General features: G+C 36.4%; 20 protein-coding genes and 4 tRNA genes. 12 read left to right on the top strand and 12 right to left on the bottom strand.

The window, feature by feature from the left end; genetic code table 11:
* The first annotated feature begins 1 nt into the window (after position 1).
* The 4 genes from LS70_RS06920 to fusA all read left to right on the top strand — a co-directional run bounded on the left by LS70_RS06920 (position 2) and on the right by fusA (position 11793).
* Positions 2–8647: a DNA-directed RNA polymerase subunit beta/beta' gene (locus LS70_RS06920; RefSeq protein WP_034290516.1), complete on the top strand. Its 8646-nt coding sequence runs from the start codon at positions 2–4 to the stop codon at positions 8645–8647.
* A 120-nt stretch (positions 8648–8767) separates the two neighbouring features.
* Positions 8768–9160 carry a 30S ribosomal protein S12 gene (gene rpsL, locus LS70_RS06925; protein WP_026944116.1) on the top strand — a complete coding sequence of 131 codons (393 nt, stop codon included), beginning with the start codon at positions 8768–8770 and terminating at the stop codon, positions 9158–9160.
* Entirely contained in the window at positions 9160–9627 is a 468-nt protein-coding gene (rpsG, locus tag LS70_RS06930) for a 30S ribosomal protein S7 (protein WP_034290520.1), read from the top strand. Before rpsL ends, rpsG begins: the two co-directional genes overlap by 1 nt.
* 84 nt (positions 9628–9711) lie before the next feature.
* Entirely contained in the window at positions 9712–11793 is a 2082-nt protein-coding gene (gene fusA / locus LS70_RS06935) for an elongation factor G (protein WP_034290522.1), read from the top strand.
* Positions 11794–12198: 405 nt separating this feature from the next.
* Here the strand turns inward: fusA and LS70_RS06940 are convergent.
* The 5 genes from LS70_RS06940 to LS70_RS06955 all read right to left on the bottom strand — a co-directional run bounded on the left by LS70_RS06940 (position 12199) and on the right by LS70_RS06955 (position 12737).
* Positions 12199–12286 (bottom strand) — tRNA-Ser (locus LS70_RS06940).
* Position 12287: 1 nt separating this feature from the next.
* On the bottom strand, positions 12288–12440 hold the full coding sequence (locus LS70_RS10060; protein ID WP_162845090.1) for a hypothetical protein: 153 nt from the start codon (positions 12438–12440) through the stop codon (positions 12288–12290).
* 16 nt (positions 12441–12456) lie between these two features.
* Positions 12457–12531: transfer RNA gene (locus tag LS70_RS06945), tRNA-Cys, on the bottom strand.
* Between the two features lie 6 nt (positions 12532–12537).
* Positions 12538–12624: transfer RNA gene (locus LS70_RS06950), tRNA-Leu, on the bottom strand.
* A gap of 38 nt (positions 12625–12662) precedes the next feature.
* Positions 12663–12737: transfer RNA gene (locus tag LS70_RS06955), tRNA-Gly, on the bottom strand.
* 116 nt (positions 12738–12853) lie between these two features.
* On the opposite strand from LS70_RS06955, the gene LS70_RS06960 reads away from it, so the two are divergent.
* Genes LS70_RS06960 through radA form a run of 4 tightly spaced genes read left to right on the top strand, consistent with a single transcriptional unit; the run spans position 12854 to position 16974 of the window.
* A complete protein-coding gene (locus LS70_RS06960) occupies positions 12854–13990 on the top strand; it encodes an RsiV family protein (RefSeq protein ID WP_052083425.1) in 1137 nt (378 codons plus the stop codon).
* Between the two features lie 45 nt (positions 13991–14035).
* On the top strand, positions 14036–14680 hold the full coding sequence (locus LS70_RS06965) for a TlpA family protein disulfide reductase (protein ID WP_034290524.1): 645 nt from the start codon (positions 14036–14038) through the stop codon (positions 14678–14680).
* Positions 14680–15573 carry a signal recognition particle-docking protein FtsY gene (gene ftsY, locus LS70_RS06970; RefSeq protein ID WP_034290526.1) on the top strand — a complete coding sequence of 298 codons (894 nt, stop codon included), beginning with the start codon at positions 14680–14682 and terminating at the stop codon, positions 15571–15573. The genes LS70_RS06965 and ftsY overlap by 1 nt, the downstream gene beginning before the upstream one ends.
* 48 nt (positions 15574–15621) lie before the next feature.
* Positions 15622–16974 (top strand): DNA repair protein RadA, encoded by a 1353-nt coding sequence (radA, locus tag LS70_RS06975; RefSeq protein WP_034290528.1) that lies wholly within the window; start codon positions 15622–15624, stop codon positions 16972–16974.
* Here the strand turns inward: radA and LS70_RS06980 are convergent.
* The gene (locus tag LS70_RS06980; RefSeq protein ID WP_034290530.1) at positions 16958–18079 is read right to left on the bottom strand and encodes an epoxyqueuosine reductase QueH; all 1122 of its coding nucleotides are present in this window, start codon (positions 18077–18079) and stop codon (positions 16958–16960) included. The genes radA and LS70_RS06980 overlap by 17 nt on opposite strands.
* A gap of 163 nt (positions 18080–18242) precedes the next feature.
* Here LS70_RS06980 and LS70_RS06985 point away from each other — a divergent pair, with 163 nt between their 5' ends.
* The 4 genes from LS70_RS06985 (at position 18243) to LS70_RS07000 (ending at position 21510) form a co-directional block, all read left to right on the top strand.
* Positions 18243–18560, top strand: coding sequence for a c-type cytochrome (locus tag LS70_RS06985; protein WP_034290532.1), 318 nt, complete (start codon positions 18243–18245; stop codon positions 18558–18560).
* Positions 18561–18589: 29 nt separating this feature from the next.
* Positions 18590–19657: an alanine racemase gene (locus LS70_RS06990; RefSeq protein ID WP_034290534.1), complete on the top strand. Its 1068-nt coding sequence runs from the start codon at positions 18590–18592 to the stop codon at positions 19655–19657.
* 78 nt (positions 19658–19735) lie between these two features.
* The gene (locus LS70_RS06995; protein ID WP_034290536.1) at positions 19736–20773 is read left to right on the top strand and encodes a D-alanine--D-alanine ligase; all 1038 of its coding nucleotides are present in this window, start codon (positions 19736–19738) and stop codon (positions 20771–20773) included.
* On the top strand, positions 20773–21510 hold the full coding sequence (locus LS70_RS07000) for an alpha/beta fold hydrolase (protein ID WP_034290538.1): 738 nt from the start codon (positions 20773–20775) through the stop codon (positions 21508–21510). The genes LS70_RS06995 and LS70_RS07000 overlap by 1 nt, the downstream gene beginning before the upstream one ends.
* Positions 21511–21519: 9 nt before the next feature.
* Here the strand turns inward: LS70_RS07000 and LS70_RS07005 are convergent, their stop codons facing one another.
* The 6 genes from LS70_RS07005 to LS70_RS07030 all read right to left on the bottom strand — a co-directional run bounded on the left by LS70_RS07005 (position 21520) and on the right by LS70_RS07030 (position 24941).
* Positions 21520–22152 (bottom strand): LysE/ArgO family amino acid transporter, encoded by a 633-nt coding sequence (locus LS70_RS07005; RefSeq protein WP_034290540.1) that lies wholly within the window; start codon positions 22150–22152, stop codon positions 21520–21522.
* Positions 22152–22919, bottom strand: a complete 768-nt coding sequence (locus LS70_RS07010) for a TSUP family transporter (RefSeq protein ID WP_052083426.1) — start codon at positions 22917–22919, stop codon at positions 22152–22154. Before LS70_RS07010 ends, LS70_RS07005 begins: the two co-directional genes overlap by 1 nt.
* A 39-nt stretch (positions 22920–22958) precedes the next feature.
* Positions 22959–23336, bottom strand: a complete 378-nt coding sequence (locus LS70_RS07015; protein WP_034290542.1) for a prepilin-type N-terminal cleavage/methylation domain-containing protein — start codon at positions 23334–23336, stop codon at positions 22959–22961.
* A gap of 2 nt (positions 23337–23338) precedes the next feature.
* Positions 23339–23809, bottom strand: a complete 471-nt coding sequence (locus LS70_RS07020) for a type II secretion system protein (RefSeq protein ID WP_138109396.1) — start codon at positions 23807–23809, stop codon at positions 23339–23341.
* A gap of 61 nt (positions 23810–23870) precedes the next feature.
* The gene (locus tag LS70_RS07025) at positions 23871–24530 is read right to left on the bottom strand and encodes a 16S rRNA (uracil(1498)-N(3))-methyltransferase (protein ID WP_034290544.1); all 660 of its coding nucleotides are present in this window, start codon (positions 24528–24530) and stop codon (positions 23871–23873) included.
* The gene (locus tag LS70_RS07030) at positions 24531–24941 is read right to left on the bottom strand and encodes a hypothetical protein (RefSeq protein WP_138109397.1); all 411 of its coding nucleotides are present in this window, start codon (positions 24939–24941) and stop codon (positions 24531–24533) included.
* Between the last annotated feature and the right edge of the window lie 53 nt (positions 24942–24994).

Below are 24994 nucleotides of genomic sequence, written 5' to 3' on the forward strand. Positions count from 1 at the left end.
CATGCCAGTGAGTTTAAAATCCGGAAACAGATTGAGAGTTGATTTTACAAAGATTCCTCAAAATATTGCAGTTCCTAACCTGCTACAATTACAAAGAAATAGTTATAATAATTTTTTGATGACACAAGAAAAAGGTGAATCAGGGATTGAAAAGGTTTTTAAATCCATTTTCCCAATTCATGATGCACAAAATAGAATCAGTTTAGAGTATGCAGGTTGTGAGTATGGCAAACCACGCTATACGGTTAGAGAAGCAATGGAGAGAGGCTTAACATATTCAATTCCTTTAAAGATTAAAATCCGTTTAGTGCTTTGGGAGAGAGATGAAAAGACAGGAGAGAAGTTAGGCGTCAAAGATATTAAAGAGCAAAGTATTTTTGTGCGCGAGATTCCATTGATGACAGAACGCACAAGTTTTATTATTAATGGCGTTGAGAGAGTTGTTGTTAATCAACTCCATAGAAGCCCAGGGGTAATTTTTAAAGAAGAGGAATCTTCAAGTGCTTCTAATAAGCTTGTTTATACAGGGCAAATTATTCCTGACCGTGGTTCTTGGCTCTATTTTGAATATGATGCAAAAGATACACTTTTTGTGCGTGTAAATAAGCGCAGAAAAGTTCCTGTTACGATTCTATTCCGTGCATTGGGTTATTCGCGTCAAGATATTTTGAAAATGTTTTATCCGCTTTTGAATATCAAATGTAAGAGCGGAAAATACCTTATTACATTTGACCCTGAAGAGTTTGTTGGGCGTGTGGAGTTTGATATTAAAGACCCAAAAGGAAATTTAATTATTGCAGCAGGTAAGCGATTAACCGCTAAAAAAGCAAAGACTTTAAAAGAAGAAAAACTAAATATGATTGAATATCCAACAGAGATTCTTATCAATCGTTATTTAGCAGAACCTATTATAGATAAAACAAGCGGCGAAGTGCTTTTTGATACATTAACGCTAATGGACGAAAGTAAGCTAAAAAAACTTGCAGAGTTAAACATTAATGATTTTGTGATTGCTAATGATTTATCAGTTGGTGTTGATGCGTCTATTATTAATGCTTTTATTGCTGATGCAGAATCGCTAAAGTTATTAAAACAGACTGAAAAGATTGATAATGAAAATGACTTAGCAATGATTCGTATTTACAAAGTAATGCGCCCAGGTGAGCCTGTTACAAAAGAAGCAGCAAAACAATTTGTGCATCAATTATTCTTCGACCCAGAACGTTATGATTTAACACGTGTTGGACGTATGAAGATGAATCATAAATTAGATATTGGAGTGCCAGATTATGTTACGGTGCTAACACATGAAGATATTATTAAAACTGTGCGCTATCTTTTGCGTGTCAAAAATGGGCAAGGAAGAATTGATGATAGAGACCACTTAGGGAATCGTAGAATCCGCGCAATTGGTGAGCTTTTGGCAAATGAGCTACACACAGGCTTAGTAAAAATGCAAAAGGCAATTCGCGATAAACTCACAACAATTAGCACAGGCTTAGAAGAGCTAATGCCACATGATTTGGTAAATTCTAAGATGATAACAGGGACGATTTTAGAGTTTTTCACAGGTGGGCAACTTTCACAATTTATGGACCAAACAAATCCTCTTTCAGAAATTACACACAAAAGAAGATTATCAGCACTTGGTGAAGGTGGTTTAGTAAAAGAACGTGCAGGATTTGAAGTGCGAGATGTGCATCCTACACATTATGGTAGAATTTGTCCTATTGAAACGCCAGAAGGACAAAATATTGGTTTGATTAATACGCTTTCTACTTATGCAAAAGTTAATGAATTAGGCTTTATTGAAGCTCCTTATCGCAAAGTTGTTGATGGTAAGGTTACAGATGAAATTGTGTATTTGACAGCGACACAAGAAGAAGGCGCAGTGATTGCTCCTGCAAGCACGATTCTAACCAACAATCAAACTATCAAAGAAGAAATGATTGAAGTAAGAAAAGATGGCGAAATTATGCTTATGGAATCCAAAAAGGTTGATTTAATTGACCTTAGCCCTAGAATGGTTGTTGGGGTTGCAGCAAGCTTGATTCCATTCTTAGAGCATGATGATGCAAACCGCGCGCTTATGGGTTCAAATATGCAGCGTCAAGCAGTGCCGTTGCTTAGACCAGATGCGCCAGTGGTTGGAACAGGAATCGAAAAAATAGTTTCACGTGATTCTTGGGAAGCTACAAAAGCTACACGTTCTGGAATCGTAGAAAAAATAGATGCTAAGAATATTTATATTTTGGGTGAAGATGAAAATGGAGCATTTATTGACCATTATTCTTTGCAAAAGAATCTAAGAACAAATCAAAATACTTCTTTCTCTCAACGTCCTATTGTAAAAGCAGGAGAGAGAGTAGAAGTCGGGCAAGTGATTGCTGATGGTCCTAACATGGACCAAGGCGAGTTAGCATTGGGGAAAAATATTCGTGTAGCATTTATGCCTTGGAATGGATATAACTTTGAAGATGCGATTGTTGTTAGTGAAAAGCTTATCCGCAACGATGCTTTTACTTCTATTCATATTTATGAAAAAGAAATTGAAGCAAGAGAATTAAAGCATGGAGTAGAAGAAATTACACGTGATATTCCAAATATTAGAGAAGAAGAATTAGCGCACCTTGATGAAAGTGGAATCGTAAAAATTGGAACTTATGTAACAGGCGGAATGATTTTGGTTGGAAAAGCATCACCAAAAGGTGAAGTGAAGCCAACACCAGAAGAGCGTTTGTTAAGAGCAATTTTTGGTGAAAAAGCAGGGCATGTTGTGAATAAATCTTTATATTGCCCGCCAAGTTTGGAAGGAACTGTTGTTGATGTAAAAATCTTTACTAAAAAAGGTTATGATAAAGATAAAAGAGCAATTGCAGCTTATGAAGAAGAAAAATCACGTTTAGATTTAGAACATCACGATAAACTTTTAATGCTAGATAGAGAAGAATCCTTGCGCATTGGTTCTATTCTTTCTAAAGAGAAATTAACAAGTGCCGCAAAAATAGGAGATAAAGAGTATAAAAAAGGCAGTGTGATTCCAAAAGCAGATTTAGAAAATGTAAATCGTTTTGCAATGGGAACACTGATTAAAAGTTACCCAAAAGAAATTCAAAATGCTTATGATGCACTAAAGGCAAATTTCTTGGAGCAAAAGAAAAATTTAAGCCAAGAACACGAAGAGAAGCTTTCTATTATTGAAAAAGATGATATTTTGCCAAGCGGAGTGGTTAAACTTGTCAAAATTTATGTTGCAACAAAACGCAAACTAAAAGTTGGGGATAAAATGGCAGGACGACATGGAAATAAAGGTATTGTTTCTAATATCGTCCCTGAAGTGGATATGCCTTATACAAAAGATGGGCGTCCAGTGGAGATTGTATTAAACCCTTTGGGTGTGCCTAGTCGTATGAATATCGGACAAATTTTAGAAGTGCATTTAGGGTTAGTTGGAAAGAATCTAGGAGAGCAAATTTCTAGTATTTTTGAGAGCGAAAAAGAAAAATGGGTTGTTGCATTGCGAGAAAAAATGCAAGAGATTGCAGAAAATTCTGGTATGAAATCTGCTAAGGCATTTTTAGAAAAGCTTAATGATGAAGAATTGCTAAATTTTGCAAGAGATTGGAGCAATGGTGTTAAGTTTGCAACACCAGTTTTTGAAGGTGTTAATGCGCAAGAATTTGAAAAACTCTTTAAGCTTGCTAAAATTGATACAGATGGTAAAACAGAGCTTTATGACGGGCGCACAGGCGAAAAGATGATGGAGCGCGTCAATGTCGGATATATGTATATGCTAAAACTCCACCACCTTGTTGATGAAAAAGTGCATGCAAGAAGCACGGGACCTTATAGCCTTGTAACGCAACAACCAGTAGGCGGTAAGGCATTATTTGGAGGGCAAAGATTTGGTGAAATGGAAGTCTGGGCATTAGAAGCTTATGGTGCAGCACATACGCTTAAAGAAATGCTTACGATTAAATCTGATGATGTAGAAGGACGTGTTAAGGCTTATAAGGCAATTACAAGGGGAGAAGCGGTTAAAGAATCAGAAATTCCAGAAACTTTTTATGTTTTGACAAAAGAGCTTCAAAGCTTAGCATTAGATGTTAATGTTTTTGTAAAGAATAAAGAAGGCGTTAATGAAGTGGCAGTCATCAAAGAAGATGATCGTCCAAACGACTTTAACGCATTTCAACTTTTACTTGCAAGTCCTGATAAGATTCGCAGTTGGAGTCATGGGGAGGTCAAAAAGCCAGAGACAATTAACTATCGCACACTTAAGCCAGAGAGAGACGGATTGTTCTGCGCGAAGATTTTTGGTCCTGTTAGGGATTATGAATGTCTTTGTGGAAAATACAAAAAAATGCGTTACAAAGGCGTTGTATGCGAAAAATGTGGAGTTGAAGTAACAAGCTCCAAAGTGCGCCGCTCAAGAATGGGGCATATTGAACTTGTAACTCCTGTTGCGCATATTTGGTATGTGAATTCTCTGCCAAGTAGAATCGGAACATTGCTTGGCGTTAAAATGAAAGATTTAGAGCGCGTATTGTATTATGAAGCATACATTGTTAAAGAGGCTGGTGAAGCATTTTATGATAATGAAAGCACAAAACCTGTTGCAAAATATGATGTGTTAAATGAAGAGCAATACCAAAGCTTAGCGCAAAGATTTGACCATACGGGATTTGTTGCACAAATGGGCGGTGAAGCGGTTAAAGAGTTGCTTGAGGGCTTAGATTTAGTGGATTTGATTGCTGAGTTAAAAGAAGCAATTAAAGCAACAAATTCTGAAGCTAAAAAGAAAACCATTATTAAACGTCTAAAAGTCGTAGAAAGTTTTGTTGTCTCTGGCGGACAGAATCGCCCAGAATGGATGATGCTTACTGTATTGCCGGTATTGCCACCAGATTTGCGTCCATTAGTTGCATTAGATGGTGGGAAATTCGCAGTGAGTGATGTTAATGACCTTTATCGCCGCGTGATTAACCGCAACCAAAGATTAAAGCGATTGATTGAACTTGACGCACCAGAAATTATTGTGCGCAATGAGAAAAGAATGTTGCAAGAATCCGTAGATGCACTCTTTGATAATGGACGCAATGCAAACGCGGTTAAAGGCGCAAATAAACGCCCACTTAAATCATTGTCTGAAATTATCAAAGGAAAACAAGGAAGATTCCGTCAAAACTTACTTGGAAAGCGTGTGGATTTCTCCGGACGTTCTGTTATTGTTGTAGGACCAAATTTGAGAATGGATCAATGCGGGTTGCCTAAAAATATGGCTTTGGAATTATTTAAACCGCATATTTTGGCAAAACTTGAAGAAAAAGGCTATGCGACAACATTAAAACAAGCTAAAAAGATGATTGAACGCAAGAGTAATGAAGTGTGGGAGTGCTTACAAGAAATTGTTGCAGACTATCCTGTAATGTTAAATCGTGCCCCAACATTGCATAAGCAATCTATTCAAGCGTTCCATCCAAAGTTAATTGATGGCAAGGCGATTCAGTTGCACCCGCTCGTTTGTGCAGCGTTTAACGCAGACTTTGATGGTGACCAAATGGCTGTGCATGTGCCACTTTCTCAAGAAGCAGTTACAGAGTGTAAGCTTTTAATGCTAAGCTCTATGAATATTTTGCTTCCTGCAAGCGGTAAAGCTGTTACCGTGCCTAGTCAAGATATGGTTTTAGGATTGTATTATTTATCTTTAGAAAGAGATAACTCAAAAGGAGAACATAAGTTATTCTCTAATATTGACCAAATCTATATTGCATTAGAAGCAGGTATAGTGGAGATTAGCTCAAAAGTGCGTGCTTTTGTAGAAGATAGAATCATCAATACAACAATTGGAAGAATGATTTTAAAATCCATTTTACCTGATTTTGTGCCAGTGCATTTGTGGAATAAAGTGCTAAAGAAAAAAGATATTGCAGCATTGATTGATTATGTCTATAAAGAAGGTGGAGTTGGAATCACAGCAGGCTTTTTAGATAATCTTAAAAACTTGGGCTTTAAATATGCTACAAAAGCTGGAATCTCAATTTCAGCTGATGATATTATTGCTCCAGATAATAAAAGCAAAGTGATAGAAGGCGCGAAGAAAAAAGTTAAAGATATTCAAGCGCAGTTTGGAGCAGGTTTATTGACTGAACAAGAGCGTTATAACAAGATTATTGACGTTTGGACAGATACTAATAATGCACTTGGTAATGCGATGATGAAGCTTATCGAAAATGATAAAGAAGGCTTTAACTCCATTTATATGATGGCAGATTCTGGTGCTAGAGGTAGTGCAGGGCAGATTAGACAGCTTTCTGCAATGCGTGGTTTGATGGCAAAACCTGATGGAACAATTATTGAAACACCAATTACTTCAAACTTCAAAGAAGGTTTGAATGTGTTAGAGTATTTTATTTCTACGCACGGTGCGCGTAAAGGTCTAGCAGATACTGCTTTGAAAACCGCAAATGCTGGTTATTTGACAAGAAAGCTCATTGATGTGAGCCAAAATGTTAAAGTTGTTGCAGATGATTGCGGCACAAATGAAGGTGTTGAGATTACCGATATTACAGTGGGAAGCGAGCTAATTGAACCTTTAGAAGAAAGAATCTTTGGACGCGTTATTGCAGAAAATATTATTGACCCTATTACAAATGAGATTCTAATTAGTGATGGCACTCTTATTGATGAAGAAAAAGCACGTAAGGTTAAAGAAGCGGGTGTAAAATCCGTTATCATTCGCACACCTGTTACTTGCAAAGCCGAAAAGGGTGTATGTGCAAAGTGCTATGGGCTAAACCTTGGGGAATCCAAAATTTCTAAAATTGGCGAAGCTGTGGGCGTGGTTGCTGCACAATCTATTGGTGAGCCAGGAACTCAGCTTACACTTAGAACATTCCATATTGGGGGAACAGCCAGCAGAAGTCAAGAAGAAAGACAAGTTGTTGCAGAAAAAGAAGGGTTTATCCGTTATTATAATGTAAAAACTTATAAGAATCGTGAAGGCAAAACTATTGTTTCTAATCGTAGAAATGCAGCAATTTTACTTGTTGAGCCAAAAATCAAAGCTCCTTTTGAAGGGGAATTGAAAGTTGATATTGTGCATGATGAAGTGATTGTCTCAGTAGTTGGCAAGAAAGAAACTGCAAAATTTACCCTTAGAAAGTCTGATGTTGCAAAACCAAATGAGTTAGCAGGAGTTACAGGAAATATTGAAGGGAAATTCTACATTCCATACCCTAGCGGGCATTATGTGCGTGATGAAGGTAGTATTGTAGATATTATCAAAGATAGTTGGAATATTCCAAATCGTATTGCTTATGCAAGTGAGTTAAAAGTAGAAGATAATGCGCCAATTACGCAAAAAATCTTTGCAAAAGGTGAAGGAATCGTAAAATATTATTATTTACAAGGCGACCACTTAGAGCGTTATCATGGAATCAAAAAAGGCGATAAAGTTACAGAAAAAGGCTTGTTTGCTGTCATTGCTGATGAATATGACCAAGAAGCAGCACGTCATTATATTGCTAGAGATTCCATTATTGAAGCAGAAGACAATCAAAATGTGAGCAAAAATACTTTGATTGCTAAACCACAAAGTGATGAGCATATTGTCATTGCTGATTGGGACCCTTATTCTAATCCTATTATTTCTGAAGAAACGGGAACGATTAAATTTGAGGATATTGTTCCGGGCGTTACTGTTTCAGAGCAAACAGATGAATTAACAGGACAAACAAGATTGGTAGTTAATGAATACATCGCGAGTGCGTTTAAGCCAACACTTGTATTATCTACTCCAAAAGGTGGATTGATTCGCTATGCGTTAGACCCTAAAACAGCTATTTTTGTTGCCGATGGAGCAAAAGTAGAAATGGCAGACATTCTAGCAAAAACTCCAAAAGCTCTTGTAAAATCAAAAGATATTACTGGGGGTCTCCCAAGAGTTTCTGAACTCTTTGAAGCAAGAAAACCAAAAGATCCTGCTGTGCTAGCAGAGATTGATGGAATCGTAAGCTTTGGTAAGCCAATCCGAGGCAAAGAAAAAATCATTGTAACTGCAAATGATGGTAGAATCGCAGAATATTTGATTGATAAGTCTAAGCAGATTTTAGTGCATGATGGGGAATTTGTCCATGCAGGAGAGGCAATTACAGATGGTATTGTTGCTAGTCAAGATATTTTACGCATCGGTGGAGAGAAAGAACTTTATAAATACATTGTTAGTGAGGTGCAACAAGTCTATCGCAGACAAGGGGTTAGTATTGCAGACAAACATATTGAAATTATCGTCTCTCAAATGTTAAGACAAGTCAGAATCTATGACAGCGGCAATACGAAATTTATTGAAGGTGATTTGGTAAGCAAACGTCATTTTGGAGAAGAGAACGCACGTATTATTAGCATTGGTGGAATTCCAGCTATTGCTGAACCTATGCTATTAGGAATCACGCGTGCAGCTATTGGTAGCGATTCTGTAATTTCAGCAGCATCTTTCCAAGAAACAACAAAAGTTTTAACAGAAGCAAGCATTGCTGCAAAAGTCGATCACTTAGAAGACTTAAAAGAAAATATTGTTTTAGGGCGTATGATTCCAGTTGGAACAGGAATTTACAAAGGCAAAAAGGTTAAAATTAAAGAAAATTAGCCATAAAGACCAAAATATTTATTAAGGTTATTTAAACCTTAATTTAAGTGAGAATAAAGTGTGATTTGCATATAATCCGCTTCATTTTCTCTATTAAAATTTTTTTAAGAAGGAATAAAAGTGCCAACGATTAATCAATTGATTAGAAAAGAGCGAAAAAAGGTTATCAAGAAATCAAAGTCCCCAGCTTTGGTAGTTTGCCCCCAAAGAAGAGGGGTTTGTACGCGTGTTTATACAACGACACCTAAAAAGCCTAACTCTGCATTAAGAAAAGTTGCAAAAGTTAGATTAACGAGTGGTTTTGAAGTTATTAGTTATATTCCCGGTGAAGGACATAATTTACAAGAACACTCTATTGTGCTAATTCGTGGTGGTAGGGTAAAAGATTTACCGGGTGTTAAATACCATATTATCCGTGGTGCGCTAGATACAGCAGGTGTCGCAAAAAGAACAGTTTCACGCAGTAAATATGGAGCAAAAAAAGCAAAGGGTGATGCAGGAGGTAAAAAATAATGAGAAGAAGAAAAGCCCCACAAAGAGAAGTATTGGGAGACCCAATCTATAACAATATCGTTGTAACAAAATTTATTAACAAGATGATGTATGATGGCAAAAAAAGTGTTGCTGAAAAAATCATTTATGCAACTTTTAATAAGATTGAAGAGAAAACCAAAGAAAAAGGTATTGAGACTTTTGAAAAAGCCCTAGAAAAAGTAAAACCGCTTGTAGAAGTAAGAAGTAGAAGAGTCGGTGGAGCAACTTATCAAGTTCCTGTTGAGGTTCGTCCTGCAAGACAACAATCTTTATCTATTCGTTGGTTGTTAGATTCTGCAAGAAAAAGAAATGAACGCACAATGATTGAAAGATTGGCTAACGAGCTTATTGATGCCGCAAATGAACGCGGTGCAGCTTTCAAGAAAAAAGAAGATGTGCATAAAATGGCTGAAGCAAATAAAGCTTTTGCGCATTATCGTTGGTAAAATATGCTGTTGGGGATTTTTTATAAGATTCCCTAGGCTCTCTACTCACAAAATCTCAAATTATTTATCCTAAAGGATTTAAAAATGGCAAGAAAGACTCCACTAAATAAAATTAGAAATATTGGAATCGCGGCGCATATTGACGCAGGTAAAACAACAACTTCAGAAAGAATCTTATTTTATACAGGTGTAAGCCATAAAATCGGTGAAGTGCATGATGGTGCAGCTACAATGGATTGGATGGAGCAAGAAAAGGAGCGTGGAATCACAATTACTTCTGCGGCGACAACTTGTTTTTGGAAAGATTATCAAATTAATTTAATTGACACCCCCGGACACGTGGATTTTACGATTGAAGTTGAGCGTTCAATGCGTGTTTTAGATGGTGCTGTTGCGGTATTTTGTTCGGTAGGTGGCGTGCAGCCACAGAGTGAAACCGTTTGGAGACAAGCAAACAAATATGGTGTTCCTAGAATCGTATTTGTTAATAAAATGGATAGAATTGGTGCAAATTTTTATAATGTGGAATCCCAAATTGCTACAAGATTAAAGGCTAAACCAGTGCCGCTCGTAATCCCAATTGGTGCTGAAGATAACTTTAAAGGAGTTGTGGATCTTGTCAATATGAAAGCAATTGTTTGGAATGACGAATCTATGGGCGCGAAATATGATATTGAAGAAATTCCAGCAGAATTAATGGATAAAGCGCAAGAATATCGTGAGAAGTTACTTGAAGCCGTTGCTGAGCAAGATGAAGTAACAATGGAAAAATATTTAGGTGGCGAAGAATTAAGCGTTGAAGAAATTAAAGCAGGAATCAAAAAAGGTTGCTTGGCAATGGATATGATTCCAATGTTATGTGGTTCAAGCTTTAAAAATAAAGGTGTGCAAACATTATTAGATGCTGTTGTTGAATATTTGCCAGCGCCAACAGAAGTTGCAGATATTCGTGGTGTAGATCCAAAAGATGAAGAAAAAGAAATTAGTGTAAAATCTACTGATAATGGAGAATTTGCAGGACTTGCATTTAAGATTATGACAGACCCATTTGTGGGACAACTAACATTCGTTCGTGTTTATCGTGGAAGTTTGGAATCTGGAAGTTATGTGCTTAACTCTACAAAAGGCAAGAAAGAGCGCGTAGGAAGATTGCTTAAAATGCATTCTAATAAGCGTGAAGATATTAAAGAAGTTTATGCAGGTGAAATTTGCGCATTTGTAGGTTTAAAAGAAACTTTGACAGGAGATACGCTTTGTTCTGAAAAAGAACCCGTTGTATTAGAAAGAATGGAATTCCCAGACTCTGTTATTTCTATTGCTGTTGAGCCAAAAACTAAAGCAGACCAAGAAAAAATGGCTCTAGCACTTGCGAAACTTGCTGAAGAAGATCCAAGTTTTAGGGTGCATACAGATGAAGAATCTGGGCAAACAATTATTTCTGGTATGGGTGAATTACACCTAGAAATCATTGTAGATAGATTAAAGCGTGAATTTAAGGTAGAGGCAGAAGTTGGACAACCACAAGTTGCTTTCCGCGAAACAATTCGCCAAAGCGTAGAGCAAGAATGCAAATATGCTAAACAATCCGGCGGTCGCGGACAATATGGACATGTCTTCATTAGGCTTGAGCCACAAGAGCCGGGCAAAGGTTATGAATTTGTCAATAATATTAGCGGTGGTGTAATTCCTAAAGAATATATTCCCGCTGTTGATAAAGGGATTCAAGAAGCAATGCAAAATGGTGTGCTAGCAGGCTATCCAGTAGTGGATTTCAAGGTTACATTATTTGATGGTAGCTACCATGATGTGGATTCTTCTGAAATGGCATTTAAAATTGCGGGTTCTATGGCGTTTAAAGATGCTTGTCGTAAAGCAGGTGCAGTTTTACTAGAGCCAATGATGAAAGTAGAAGTAGAAGTGCCTGAAGAATATATGGGTGATGTAATTGGGGATTTAAATCGCAGACGTGGGCAAATTAATTCTATGGACGATAGAATGGGCTTAAAAATTGTTAATGCGTTTGTTCCACTTGCTGAAATGTTTGGGTATTCAACAGATTTACGTTCTGCAACACAAGGACGAGGAACTTACACAATGGAATTTGACCACTATGGTGAAGTTCCAAGTAATATTTCTAAAGAAATTATGGAAAAACGCAACGGATAAGCATTTCTTAATTATAACCCTCCCAATAAGATAAAGTTTAGTTAGCCTAAACTTTATACGCATAGAACCCAACTGATAGGGTAGAGTATAAAATCTATCCTATCAAGAAGTAGCTTAAATCATATCAAATCTCATTGAAATACTCTTTTCTTATTCTCAATAAAGGCAAAAAGTTTAATCGACTTACTTTTTCTTGTCGGGGAGAGTTTTTCTAGTTGGAGATAATTTTATTAACTTGATTCTTATTTATTAAGATATTATGTAGTTTTTGCATCATTTGCGGAGTTTCTTAAATACAGATTCCATATTTATCCTCTCCCTTTGTTTTTCTCAAATTTAATTTCAATAAGCTGATAGATAATTTCAGCTTAAAATCTTTAATTTAGGGAGTTTTATTATAGATTGTGGCCGGGAGAGAGGGATTCGAACCCCCGGAGGTGTGACCCTCAACGGTTTTCAAGACCGCCGCTTTCGACCACTCAGCCATCTCCCGATTATTCAGCAGTTTTTTCTTCAACCCAACTAGCACCTTGATTGACTTTCTTTTTAGACCAGTCATAAACTTCTTTTGAATCTTCCTTTACTCCACTCCATGTGTTGGAACACCCAAAAAATGCTAAGATAAGAATCGCACTCAAATAACGCATTCTTGCTCCTAAAATTTGGAGGCGACACCCAGATTTGAACTGGGGAATCAGAGCTTTGCAGGCTCCTGCCTTACCACTTGGCTATGTCGCCACCTCGTGGTGCCCGGGGCCGGACTTGAACCGGCACGGACGTAATGTCCGAGGGATTTTAAGTCCCTTGTGTCTACCATTTCACCACCCGGGCTTATGCTACGCAAGAAATTTTACTTTTATGATTTTTAGTGGAGCGGGAGACGGGGATCGAACCCGCGGCCCCAACCTTGGCAAGGTTATGCTCTACCACTGAGCTACTCCCGCATAAAAGTGAGAGCAAAATTATAGCAACGCCTTTTAAAAAAATCAAGATATTTTAGGTAAAAATGGCAAAAAATGATAGAATTCCAAATCTTTAATTTTAATAAGGAATTTTGATAATGAAACGACAAAGTTTAAAATTGAGTGCGTTTTTTGGGGCTTTTATATTATATTTTAGCGCACCTTCTGTGCTGCTAGGTTCTACTATGGATTTTAGCTATCAGACTTTTGTGTTACCACAAACTTTTTTGCAATCCAAGCTTTTTGTTCCAATCAAAAAAGTTTCCAAACAACAATATTCCCTCCTTTTTGTTGCAGATTCCAAAGAAGGAATCTTGTATGCGGGAAATCAAGCTTTAGGTCGTTGTGTGCCTTTGATAGATGAAAAGTCGCAATTTAGAGAATCTAACGCGGTTAAAAATGGCACACTCCAATGCAAAAATTTATCTTTCAAGGTTGAAAATGGAGTAATCACAGAAGCTTTTAATGCTAAAAGTAGCGAAAAACTAAACCTTGAAATTACAGATTCCTTTGTGCTAAAAAGCCAAGAAGCAAGCTATGAGTATCCCAAAAAATCTAAAAGAAATCCCGCAACTAGTGCCAAAGTTTCTACGCAGTTTTATTGTTCTGATGATTTAAAGATTCAAGAATCTTTAGAAGTTTTGTATGGGGTTAAGTTTGATTGCAAAAATGCTCAAAAAGTATTTTTGGAGATAGCGCAAGATTCTATGTGGAGTTTTTTAGAAGATTTCCAAGAAGAAACTGAAATTAAAAATGAAGAAAAAGCAATGGAAGAGTTTTTAAAGTTTTCATCATTAGAGCAACTTGATGGAGATTCTTTGTATTATTTTGATGAGAATTTGCGCGTGTTTTTGCATGATAATTATCTCTATACAGGTGGTGCGCATGGTATGAAAAGTCAATGGGGTGTTATTTTGTCCAAAACAAATCATGAAATTTTGGATTTGACATCTTTGATTGATTTTCAAAACCCAAAACTAAAAAACTTGCTTTGGCAAGAATACCAAAATTATCTCAAAAAACTAGGCGATACAGGCGAGCCTTATACAGATTTGGAATCTTTTTATACTTCTAAGGCAGTTTTAATTGATTATGATTCTTTTGTTTTTATTTACCAGCCTTACGAGATTATGCCTTATGCGTATGGAATCATTAAGCTTAAGATTCCATTAGAGCAAATGGCGCAATTTGTTCAAGCAACTAAGACTCCCCTTGAATCTCTTTTTGTTAAATAAGCCCATAAATTTGCTATAATGGGCATTTTTATGCAAGGAAAAATGATGAAATGGATTAAATTTAGCGTAATTTTTGGGTTGCTTTGTTTTGGCTTTTTGGGTTGTGAAAAAGAAAAGGGACAAGATGGGCAAATAGAGCAAAGCATTAAAGAGAAAAAGCCAGAGATTTTAGAGAATCTTATCTTGCAAAGCAGTGATGAGACAACATTAATCATTAATCAAATACCGCCAAAAGAACAAGGTAATTTTAAAAATATTGAATCCAAAAAAGAAAATATTTTGAAAAATCTTATCGTTACAACGCAACAAGAAAATCTTAAAATATTAGTTTTTTTCACAACTTGGTGCGACCCTTGTAAAGGAATCCTGCCACATTTAGAGAATCTCAAAAAACAATTTGGCGAACAAATTTCATTTTATGGAATCCCAATAGATGATTTAGTAGGAGAAGTGGAAAACTTCAAAGGTATTATGCAAATCTTTAATGAAGAAAATGCTACCACAATGCCTTTGATATTAGATGCAAATCGCTCTAAACTATTCAATGCGCTTGGAGGGATTGAGGGTGTGCCGCTCCTTGCTTTATACGATAAAGATGGACATTATATTATCCATTATTTAGGCGCAATCCCAGAAGAAATGATAGAGTTTGACCTTTCGCATAATTTATCTAAAATAAAGGCGCATTAATGCTTGGAATCTTTAAAAGCACATTACAAAAAACCACACAAAATATTCGTGATTTACTCCCAAAGACGCATAAAAAAATTGACAAAGAAGCTTTAGAGGAAATCCTAATTGCCACAGATATGGATTATGATTTGCTTGAGATGATTTTAAGCCCACTTGGTGAGCAAATCAGTCGCAATGAGCTTGAAGTTGCGTTGCTTAGGTTGTTTCGTGGAGAAAGTTATTATGATAGTGTGCAGGCAAAAGTAGTAGAAGATAAGCCTAATGTGTGTCTTATTATTGGTGTGAATGGAGCGGGCAAAACGACAACGATTGCTAAGCTTGCAAACCTCTATAAAAAACAAGGTAAAAGCGTGATTTTGGGCGCTGGAGACACCTTTAGGGCTGCTGCGATTGAACAACTCAAACTTTGGGGACAAAGGCTAAATCTCCCTGTTGTCGCTTCACAGATTGGACATGACCCTTCTGCTGTGGCTTTTGATACAATTACTTCAGCGGTTGCTAAAAACATAGATGTAGCAATCATTGATACCGCAGGGAGATTGCATAATCAAAGTAATTTGCAACAAGAATTGCAAAAAATCACAAGAATTTGCGATAAGGCAAAAGCAGGTTCTCCCCACCAAAAAATTTTGATTTTAGATGGCACACAAGGCACTTCTAGCCTAGAGCAAGCAAAGATTTTTAGCCAAACTTTAGGAGGAATAGATGGCGTGATTGTTACTAAGCTTGATGGCACAAGCAAAGGCGGGGCGATTTTTAGTATGATTCATACTTTGCGCGTGCCGATTTTATATCTTGGTGTTGGAGAAAATGCGGAAGATTTAATCGCATTTAATCAAGAAGAATATATTGCTACGATTTTGGATTCTATTTTTGAACCAACTCACTAGAGCAACACATACAAGCCAAATTAAAATCCATTCTTAAAAGGTTGCAAAATGGCAAAGAAAAAAGCGCAAATTTTTGAATGCCAACATTGTGGATTCCAAAGCCCAAAATGGCTTGGAAAATGCTCTAATTGCGGGGCTTGGGAAAGCTTTTTGGAGTTTAAAGAGGAGCAAATCAAAGCCTTTGAAGCGACAAAATCCGCGCTAGAGCCTAGCAAAGTTTTGCCCATTACAGAAGTGCAAGAAGAAGAGTTTGTGCGCTTTAGCAGCGGTGAGCAAGAATTAGATATTGTGCTAGGTGGAGGAATCGTGCTTGGGGGAATGTATTTAGTCGGCGGAAGTCCCGGCGTTGGCAAATCTACGCTTTTGCTTAAAATCTCAAGCAACTTGGCTAAAATGGGCAAAAAAATCCTTTATGTAAGTGGAGAAGAAAGCTCTTCACAAATCAAATTGCGCGCCGAGCGTCTTGGTGCAGTTTGTGAGAATCTTTATTTGCTCAATGCAATCAAACTCCAAGAGATTCTAGCAGCAATCCATGCTGATAAACACCATTATTCTATGGTTGTGATTGATAGTATTCAGACGCTGTATAGTGAGAATATTAGCTCAAGTCCGGGGAGTGTCTCACAAGTGCGTGAAGTAACCTTTGAGCTTATGCGCTTGGCAAAAGAATATGGAATCTGCGTGTTTATCATCGGGCATATTACCAAAGATGGGACAATCGCAGGACCTAGAATCCTAGAACACATGGTAGATTGCGTGCTGTATTTTGAGGGGGATTCTAGTCGTGAATTGCGATTCTTAAGAGGTTTTAAAAATCGCTTTGGTAATACAAGCGAGATTGGAATCTTTGAGATGAAATGTAATGGATTAGTTGGCGCAAAAGAAGCGTCAAAAATTTTTTTCTCTCAAAAAACTTCTGCTCCCGGAAGTGCGTTAAGCGTGATTATGGAGGGTTCTCGTGCGCTTGTTTTAGAGGTGCAAGCACTTGTAAGCGACTGCGCTTATGGAATGCCAAAACGTTCTTCTACGGGTTTTGATTCTAACCGCCTTAATATGATTTTGGCACTTTTGGAACGAAAATTAGAGATTCCGCTTAATCGTTATGATGTATTCATTAATATTACAGGTGGAATCAAAATCTTAGAAACTGCAGCAGATTTAGCAGTGGTCGCTGCGATTCTTTCAAGTTTTCGTAATCGTTCGCTCTCAAACGGAAGCGTCTTTTTGGGGGAAGTGAGTTTGGTGGGTGATATTCGTGATGTGCCAAATGTGGAGCAGCGGTTAAAAGAAGCATTATCGCTTGGAATTGTGCGCGCAATTCTCCCTAAAAAGCCAACCCAAAATCTTAATATCAAATGCTTTGAAGTGCAAGAAGTTACAAAGATTATTGATTGGATGTAGGAATAAAATCTTCTAAAATTTCTTCTTGCATCATATAGCTAATTTCTAAAGTAAAAGTTTGTTCTATGCGTTGATTTACAATAACAATCGGTGATGTGAAAAAGCCATTAGGGTAGAGTTTATAACGCAAATTTAACTGCTCTGCATCGCTTAAGCCTTGATGTAAGAGAGTGTTAAAATCTTGAATTTTAAGCAAATCTTGAAAGGCGTCAAATTCTAAAAGCAGGATTCCTTCTTTATTGGCATAACCTATACCTTCTTGCCAAAATTCTACTTTGGCTTTTGTGGGTTTGTTAAGCATAGAATAGTTACAAATAAAACTTGGAATCGTGCAATCTTGCACTTGTAATAATCCCTTTAATAGTCGATAATATTGCACTTTGCGTTTAACAATTTGGTAAGATTGTTGTTTTTGTTCTAATTGTGTGCGTGTTTGGAAGTTTTTAAGCCGTAAAGCAGGGAGATTCCTTGTTTCTTTTGGAAGATTTAAAGTGGAGAGTAATTCTAAGGGATTCTTTTGTGCTTTTTCGCGTTGTGCTTTTAGCGCATAAAGGCAACCGCAATAATTCTGACGATAAAGATTTGCATCTTTGGCAAGTTGGTTTTGTAGCTGTGTGCCGCCATTGCTTCTTACATCAATAGGCAAAAACGCAAGATGATAACTCTCTGCGATTGCTTGTCCTTGTGCAAAGAGTTCTTTTTGGGATTTCATAGGGCTTGCAAGCAAAGTTGTTGTAAATTCTACACAATGTGTATTTAGTGCAACTTGCGCACTTTTTTGTAATCTAAAATCAAAGCAATAACCGCAACGCTCCCCTTTTTCTGGTGCTTCTTCTAAACCTTTGCTTCCATCTAACCATTCTTCAAGATTATATTCCCCTTCTATAAGCGGGATTCCAAGTTGCGCACAGCTACGTTCTACATCAAAAAGGCGCATTTGGTATTCTTCAAATGGGTGAATGTTTGGATTGTAGAAAAAACCACAAAAGTTTTTTTCTGGGTATTGTTTTTGAAGTTGGGTTAAAAAGTGGTGGCTATCTACGCTGCAACAAATATGCACCAAAGTGGTATTTTTATCTGTAAAATCATAAGGAATCCTAGACATTTATTGCCTTTTTTGGTGAAATTTTAACGGATTTAAAGATAATAATGCAAGATTGATGTTTAAAAACAATAAAAAAATAAATTTTTAAAATTTTATGATTATTTTAAGATAAAAGGATATGATTATAGATGAAATTTACATCAACTTAAGAAAGGAGTTTGATATGAAAAAGATTTTGTTAGGATTAGCATTAGCAAGTGGCTGTTTAATGGCAGCAGATGGTGCAGAGATTTTCAAAAAATGTATTGCTTGTCATGGAGCAAAAGCTGAAAGAGTTGCACCAGGAAGTAAAGGTGGTGTAACTATTGCTGGTATGGATAAAACAAGAATTGTTGAGCAACTTAAAGGTTATGAAGCAGGAACAGCTGACAATGGTGGAGCAAAAGCAATTATGTATGCAAATATGAAAAACTTCAAATTAACAGAAGCTGATATGGAAGCAGTTGCAGATTATATCTCTAAGCTCCCCCCTGTAAAATAACTTCTAGCCCCCTTTATGGGGGATTTTTTATGCCTTATTTAGAAATTAGTTCCAAAAATTTCTCGTATAATTACCAAACAATCTTACAAAAACTAGCACCAAAAGAACCAGAAAAGATTGCTATTGTTCTAAAAGATAATGCTTATGGACATGGAATCTTAGAAGTTGCTACACTAGCAAACAAAGCAAAAATCCAAACCGCTTTTGTGAAAAATATTCAAGAAGCTCTAGGAATCGCCCCACTTTTTAAAGATATTACAATTCTTTATCCAAACTCACTTTTGAATGCTAAAGATTTAGAAAATGCCTTAAAGATTCCACATCTTTCCTTTTGTGTTCCTAGTTTAGAATCTCTACAAAGCTATCCAGAAAACACAAATATTGCATTAAAAATTGATAGTGGAATGCATCGCAATGGAATCGCTAAAGAACAATTACAAGAAGCATTAACAATTATTCAAGCGCGGAATTTACACCTAAAAGGAATCTTTACACATAATGGCTATGGAGATGATTTAAGCAGTGCATTTTATGTGCAAAATATGGAGTTTTTAGAAATCAAAAAAGAAGCATTAAGATTGTGCGAGCATTTTAAAATTCCACGCCCACAATTTCACTCTTTAAGCTCTTCTGGAGCAATGCGCGCAAGTGTATTTAATGCAAGTTTGCCAAGAGAATTGCAAGATGATTTGTTTCGCATAGGAATCGCATTTTATGGATATAATTGCAGTGCATTAAATCAGCCAAAATTAAAACCTATCGCTTCTCTTTATGCCAACAAGATTTCGAGCCTTAAGCTAAAAAAAGGTGCAAGTATAGGCTATAGTGGAGTTAGCAAAACAAAGGGTGGTAGCATTTCTTCGTATGATATTGGCTATGGCGATGGATTATTCCGCTTGCGTGAAGGAATGGAGATATACACTGCAGAAGGTTATAGAATCCTTCCACGTGCAAGCATGGATTGCATTAGCATAGAAAGTGATGCTCCAAAAGTCTGTGTATTTAATGATGTGAGCGCATTTGCTAAGGCGTTTGAGACTATTCCTTATGAAATTTTAGTGCATTTGCACGCTTATATCCCACGTGTTGTTGTATAGACTCTTATTGCGTGTTTAAAATTCTCTAAACTTTTGGTATGATTTTAAAATTTTATTTTGCATTTTGAAGGGAAAATCGTGAATCTTTGTATTTTATTTGGTGGAAAATCCTACGAACACGAAATTAGCATTGTAAGCGCAATTGCTCTAAAAAAACTATTTCCAGACGTTAAACATTATGTATTTTTGGATTCCAATCACAATTTTTATTATATAGAAGCTGCACAAATGCAATCTAAGTTTTTTAGCTCTAATGCCTATCAAAAAGCCCAAAAAATCTATCCCAAAAAAGATGGATTCTATATGCGCACACTTTTTGGGGAAAAGCCATTAAATCTTCCTGTAATTCTAAATTTAATCCATGGTGGTGATGGAGAAGATGGCGTAATTGCTTCTTTGCTTGATTTTTATGGAATCCCTTATATAGGACCGCGCAACGCTGCATGCGTATTAAGCTATGATAAGGAATTTATTAAATCTTTTGCAACAAGTCGCGGTGTCAAAAGTCTTGCATATCGTGTGCTTTATCGCGATGATGAGCTGCCTTGTGATTTGGAATTTCCTGTTATTATCAAGCCTGCACGTCTTGGAAGCTCGCTTGGTATCAATATTGCACAATCGCAAGAGGATTTACAATATTCTTTAGATAGTGCGTTTGAATACGATAGCAAGGTTATTATTGAACCTTTTATTGCAGGGATTAAGGAATATAATTTAGCAGGCTTTAAAAATAAAGAAGGAATGCAGTTTTCTTTTATTGAAGAGCCAGAGAAAAATAAAATTTTGGATTTTGAAAAAAAATATTTAGATTTTTCGCGCACAGGTAATGCTAAAGAAGCTGAAATTGGCGAAGAATTAAAACAAAAGTTACAAGAAAATTTCACGCGTTTATATGAAAATCTCTTTGAAGGCGCATTAATACGCTGCGATTTCTTTGTTAAAGACGGAGAATGCTATTTAAATGAAATCAATCCGGTTCCAGGAAGTTTGGCAAACTATCTCTTTAAGGATTTTAAAACTGCATTAGAATCGCTATCAAAAGCTTTGCCAAAGCCTAATGCTATCAAAGTTGATTATGCCTTATTGCATCAAATTCAGTTTGCAAAAGGAAAGTAGTGGCACAAAAGATTCTGATTTATAAGGAAGCAGAATTTGCGATTTCTTACACGATAATTCCTAGCGCGATTGAAAATGCTAAAACTCTTGTGATTTTGCATGGCTGGGGAGCAAGCAAGAATCTTATGGAGCAAGCATTTAAAGATACCTTTAAAGATTATACACATTATTATATTGATATGCCCGGTTTTGGGCGTTCAAAAACTCCCCCATTTGCGCTTACTACGCAAGATTATGCGGAAATTATGCGTTTGATGTTGGAATCTTTGCATTTAGAGAGTTTAAAAATTACAATTATGGGGCATAGTTTTGGTGGAAAAGTTGCCACGCTATTAAATCCACAAACGCTAATTTTGTTAAGCAGTGCTGGAATCCCGACAAAAAAAAGCCTAAAGGTGCGCTTTAAAATCGTTCTTGCAAAGGTTTTAAAGATTCTGCCCGGTGCAAATTACGTCTTGCGGAATCTTTTGCGCTCTAAAGATGTGCAAAATATGGACGAAGTGATGTATCAAACTTTTAAAAATGTTGTTGATGAAGATTTTTCTAATCTTTTTGCAAATTTTAAAAACCCTTGCTATATCTTTTGGGGAAAAGCAGACCTTGCCACACCTTTAAAATCTGGAGAGCGTATTCATTCTCTTATTAAAGATTCTCAATTTTTTCCACTAGAAGGCGACCATTTCTTTTTTTTGAAAACAGCAAAAGAGATTGAACGTTTATTGCTAAAAACACTTTGAGATTCTGTCTTATAAAAAATCTTGTAATTGTTCTAAACAAAAGCGCGCTAGCGTATAAGTGATAAAAAACATTACGAGTGCGGTGATTGTATTTAAAAATATCCAAGATTTTGGATTTTTAAACAAAACACTTGCTTTATGAGAAGCAAATCCTAAGCATAGAAACCACGCACAAGACGCGCTAATAATCCCAACGCTAAACATTATTTTTTCTTCTAAATTAAAAGGAAGCGCAACTGCACCTAGAATCAGAATCGTATCTAAATAAACATGGGGATTAATAAGTGTAAGTGCAAGGGTTTGGAAAATCGTTTTAGAAAGGCTTGTTTTGTGTCCCATTTGTGTTAAAACTAGGCTTTGGTTTGCCCTAAAGGCAGAGCGCAAAGACAAGATTCCATAGATAAAAACAAAAAGCGTCCCACTAATGCCTAAAATAATGCTAAAAATTTTGTTTTTTGCTAGAAATTCTCCAACGCCAAAAACTCCAATATTTACAAGCACAATATCGCACAAAATGCAGGTTAAACATACAAAAAAGATATGATTTTTTAAGATTCCTTGTTTGATGACAAACATATTTTGCGCGCCAATTGCTGCAAATAAAGAAAAAGCAATCAAAAATCCTTGTAAGAAAATCTGCATTAAAATTGCTCATAAAGAAGCTTAGCAGCCATTATAAAGGATATTGTAACAACAAGGGGTTTAACAATACGAATCCCATAGCGAATCGCCATACGTGAGCCTAAATTTGCTCCGATAAATTGCCCAAGTGCCATAAGTAGCCCTATACCCCATAGCATATGTCCGCCTATGGCAAAAAAGATTAAAGAAGCAAGATTTGTTGAGAAATTATAAAGTTTTGCTTGTCCTAAACTTTGTGTAACTCCAAAACCACCAATAATAATAAGTGCAAGCATAAAAAATGACCCAGTTCCCGGACCAAAAAAACCATCATAAAAACCAACAGCAGCTATCGCAAGGCTTAAATACGCTTTGTTGAGTTTTTCTGTGCGTTCTACTTCCTTAATGCTGGGTGAAAATAAAAAATACAATCCAAAAACTAGCACTAAAAAAGGCAGAATCTTAGAGAGAAATTCTGTTTGAATAAACTGCACACTAATTGTTCCTATTGCGGAGAATACAAAGGCGATAATTGCAAAAGGAATGTTGGATTTTAGGTTAATATAACCTTTTTTATAAAAATGCAAAGTCGCAGAAAAGCTTCCAAAGGAGCTTTGGAGTTTGTTTGTCGCTAAGGCTTGAAGGGGAGAGACTCCAGCAAGTAAGAGAACAGGAAGTGTTATCATTCCCCCGCCCCCCGCAATAGAATCTACAAAACCCGCAACAAGTGCTGCAAAAAAGAGTAATAAAAGCATATACATATCAAGATTAGCCATAAATTCTTGCATTTAAAACTCCTTAATAAAAGCGCAATTATAATGTAAATTTTAAAAAATATCGCACATAGATTCGCCATTATGCAGTTGCGCACTCTTTGTGTGTTGGCATTCTAAAATAGAATCTTTAAGCCTAAAGTAAGCTTGTGCGCCATAGTGATGGATAACAAAGCCATCTTTTTGCTTGCTAAAATGACAATCTTTTGCATCAAAGTCTAAATGCTTGTATAAGGAATCCCAATTAACTTTTTGCTGTGTGTTGAGTTGCGCTTTTAATTCTAAACGTAGATTTAGCATTTGGAGTTGTAGCTTTTTTGCACACGCGCTTTTGGTGTAGTTTGTAAAATGTGGAATCCCAATACTTAAAAGGATTCCAGTTAATAGAAGTGTTAGGACAATTTCTAGTAAAGTAAATGCACGTTTTTGCATTTTTAAAAAACAATAGAATTGCTAAGAAGCGGAATCTTAAGAGGTGCGTTTAGTCCAATACTTTCAACAAGTTTTGCACAAGTATCTCCATTTACGTTTGCGTTTGTTTGCGTGGATATTTCTAGGAATTGCACATCTTTTGGTGTCGTAGAAAGCACATTATTTGTGTTAAGAAGTTTTGCGCTAATGCAAGGATTTTGGTTGGAATCTTGCAGTTTGCTTTGTATAGAATAATCGCTTAATGTCCAATTTGCGCTACTTAGCGTGATTGCACTTAAAAAAGTTCCTTCACCTTGTGCTAGAAAATATGCAGGAAAAGCAGTTTTTAGTGTATTAATATCACTTTTTAGGGCAACAAGTTTCGCATCATCACGGCTTGCGGAAATTTTTGGAATCGCAACAGCAGCTAGGATTCCTAAAATGACTAAAATAAAGACAAGTTCAAGCATTGTAAAAGCTTTTTTAGCGCGCATTTTATTCCTTTTTGATTTCATTTGTAAGGATTCTAACAATTTTAGCTTGGCAATGTAAAGGTTAGAAAATTTTGCTTGTTGCATAAATTGCAGCAGTTTCACTGCGCAAGATATTACAATTTGGTGCGCTAAAAGTTTGTTGAGAGCGCAAGAGCTTGCGTTCATCTTCACTAAATCCCCCTTCTGCTCCAATGAGAAATGGAATCTCTAAATGCGATTCTAAGGGTTTTGCGCCAAAGTCCATTACAGCAATTTTCGGGTATTTCTGTAACACTTCTTCTAAGTCTTTTAGAATTTCGATTTTTATACGCGTGAGACGTCCGCATTGCATGCAAGAATTTTCTAGGATTCTATTTAAGCGTTCAATATCGATTTTAAAATGTTGCTGGGAGAAGTTTGCATAAAAAAATGTAATGCGTGCTAAATTAAGTTCATTTAAGAAGGGAAGTGCTTTTTCTATATTTTTGGGGTCAATTATCGCCCAAATCAAATGCCCTTTTGGTGTTTTGGATTCCATTTTTTGTGTGTTTATGAGCTGGAGTGTGGCGCATTTTTTATCAAGAGAGTTGATTTGATAGATATAAGCATTGCAGTCTTTTAGGTTGCATAAGATTAGGGATTCTAATTTGCGTGTTCTGCGTGAGCGGAAGAGATGGTTATAAATCTCTCCATCAAGTAAAATTGTGGAATCTCCAGCGCATTTATGGTAGATAAATTGCATTTAATTGACCATAAAAAGCAATAAAAGAATAAAAGCGCATAAATCTAAAGCGTATTTTATTTTTGCAAAGCGGAAAAATTGTTCGCGCTTTGCTGCGTCTGCTTCAGTCAAAATGCGTTTTTGGTATTTATGGCGTTTGATTTCTGCGACTAATATTACAAGCCATAAAACAAGCATTAAAAGAATTTTAAATGTAACGATAAAACCTAACATTGCCCAAATCACAAATCCGCTAAATGCAGATGCACTAAGGAGTGTGTAATATGCTGGAGCACAGACTGCTAGAGAACGTAATTTTTGTGTATGCGAGGGATTTTTAAGTAGGGCGTAAAGATTCCAAAGTGGCGGTAAAAGCAACGGAAAAGAAAAAAATAAATGGACAGAAATAAGTTCAGAACCGACAAATTCCATAAAAATCACTTTATTGATAAGTTTTTAGAATTGTAACAACAAAATAAGGCTTT

The organism is Helicobacter sp. MIT 11-5569 (assembly GCF_000765695.2).
Lineage (GTDB): Bacteria > Campylobacterota > Campylobacteria > Campylobacterales > Helicobacteraceae > Helicobacter_D.

Coding starts and splice junctions, on each gene's coding strand:
- LS70_RS06920 (WP_034290516.1), top strand. CDS start 2: ATGCCAGTGAGTTTAAAATCCGGAAACAGATTGAGAGTTGATTTTACA.
- rpsG (WP_034290520.1), top strand. CDS start 9,160: ATGAGAAGAAGAAAAGCCCCACAAAGAGAAGTATTGGGAGACCCAATC.
- fusA (WP_034290522.1), top strand. CDS start 9,712: ATGGCAAGAAAGACTCCACTAAATAAAATTAGAAATATTGGAATCGCG.
- LS70_RS10060 (WP_162845090.1), bottom strand. CDS start 12,440: ATGCGTTATTTGAGTGCGATTCTTATCTTAGCATTTTTTGGGTGTTCC.
- LS70_RS06960 (WP_052083425.1), top strand. CDS start 12,854: ATGAAACGACAAAGTTTAAAATTGAGTGCGTTTTTTGGGGCTTTTATA.
- LS70_RS06965 (WP_034290524.1), top strand. CDS start 14,036: ATGAAATGGATTAAATTTAGCGTAATTTTTGGGTTGCTTTGTTTTGGC.
- ftsY (WP_034290526.1), top strand. CDS start 14,680: ATGCTTGGAATCTTTAAAAGCACATTACAAAAAACCACACAAAATATT.
- radA (WP_034290528.1), top strand. CDS start 15,622: ATGGCAAAGAAAAAAGCGCAAATTTTTGAATGCCAACATTGTGGATTC.
- LS70_RS06980 (WP_034290530.1), bottom strand. CDS start 18,079: ATGTCTAGGATTCCTTATGATTTTACAGATAAAAATACCACTTTGGTG.
- LS70_RS06985 (WP_034290532.1), top strand. CDS start 18,243: ATGAAAAAGATTTTGTTAGGATTAGCATTAGCAAGTGGCTGTTTAATG.
- LS70_RS06990 (WP_034290534.1), top strand. CDS start 18,590: ATGCCTTATTTAGAAATTAGTTCCAAAAATTTCTCGTATAATTACCAA.
- LS70_RS07005 (WP_034290540.1), bottom strand. CDS start 22,152: ATGCAGATTTTCTTACAAGGATTTTTGATTGCTTTTTCTTTATTTGCA.
- LS70_RS07010 (WP_052083426.1), bottom strand. CDS start 22,919: ATGCAAGAATTTATGGCTAATCTTGATATGTATATGCTTTTATTACTC.
- LS70_RS07015 (WP_034290542.1), bottom strand. CDS start 23,336: ATGCAAAAACGTGCATTTACTTTACTAGAAATTGTCCTAACACTTCTA.
- LS70_RS07020 (WP_138109396.1), bottom strand. CDS start 23,809: ATGCGCGCTAAAAAAGCTTTTACAATGCTTGAACTTGTCTTTATTTTA.
- LS70_RS07025 (WP_034290544.1), bottom strand. CDS start 24,530: ATGCAATTTATCTACCATAAATGCGCTGGAGATTCCACAATTTTACTT.
- LS70_RS07030 (WP_138109397.1), bottom strand. CDS start 24,941: ATGGAATTTGTCGGTTCTGAACTTATTTCTGTCCATTTATTTTTTTCT.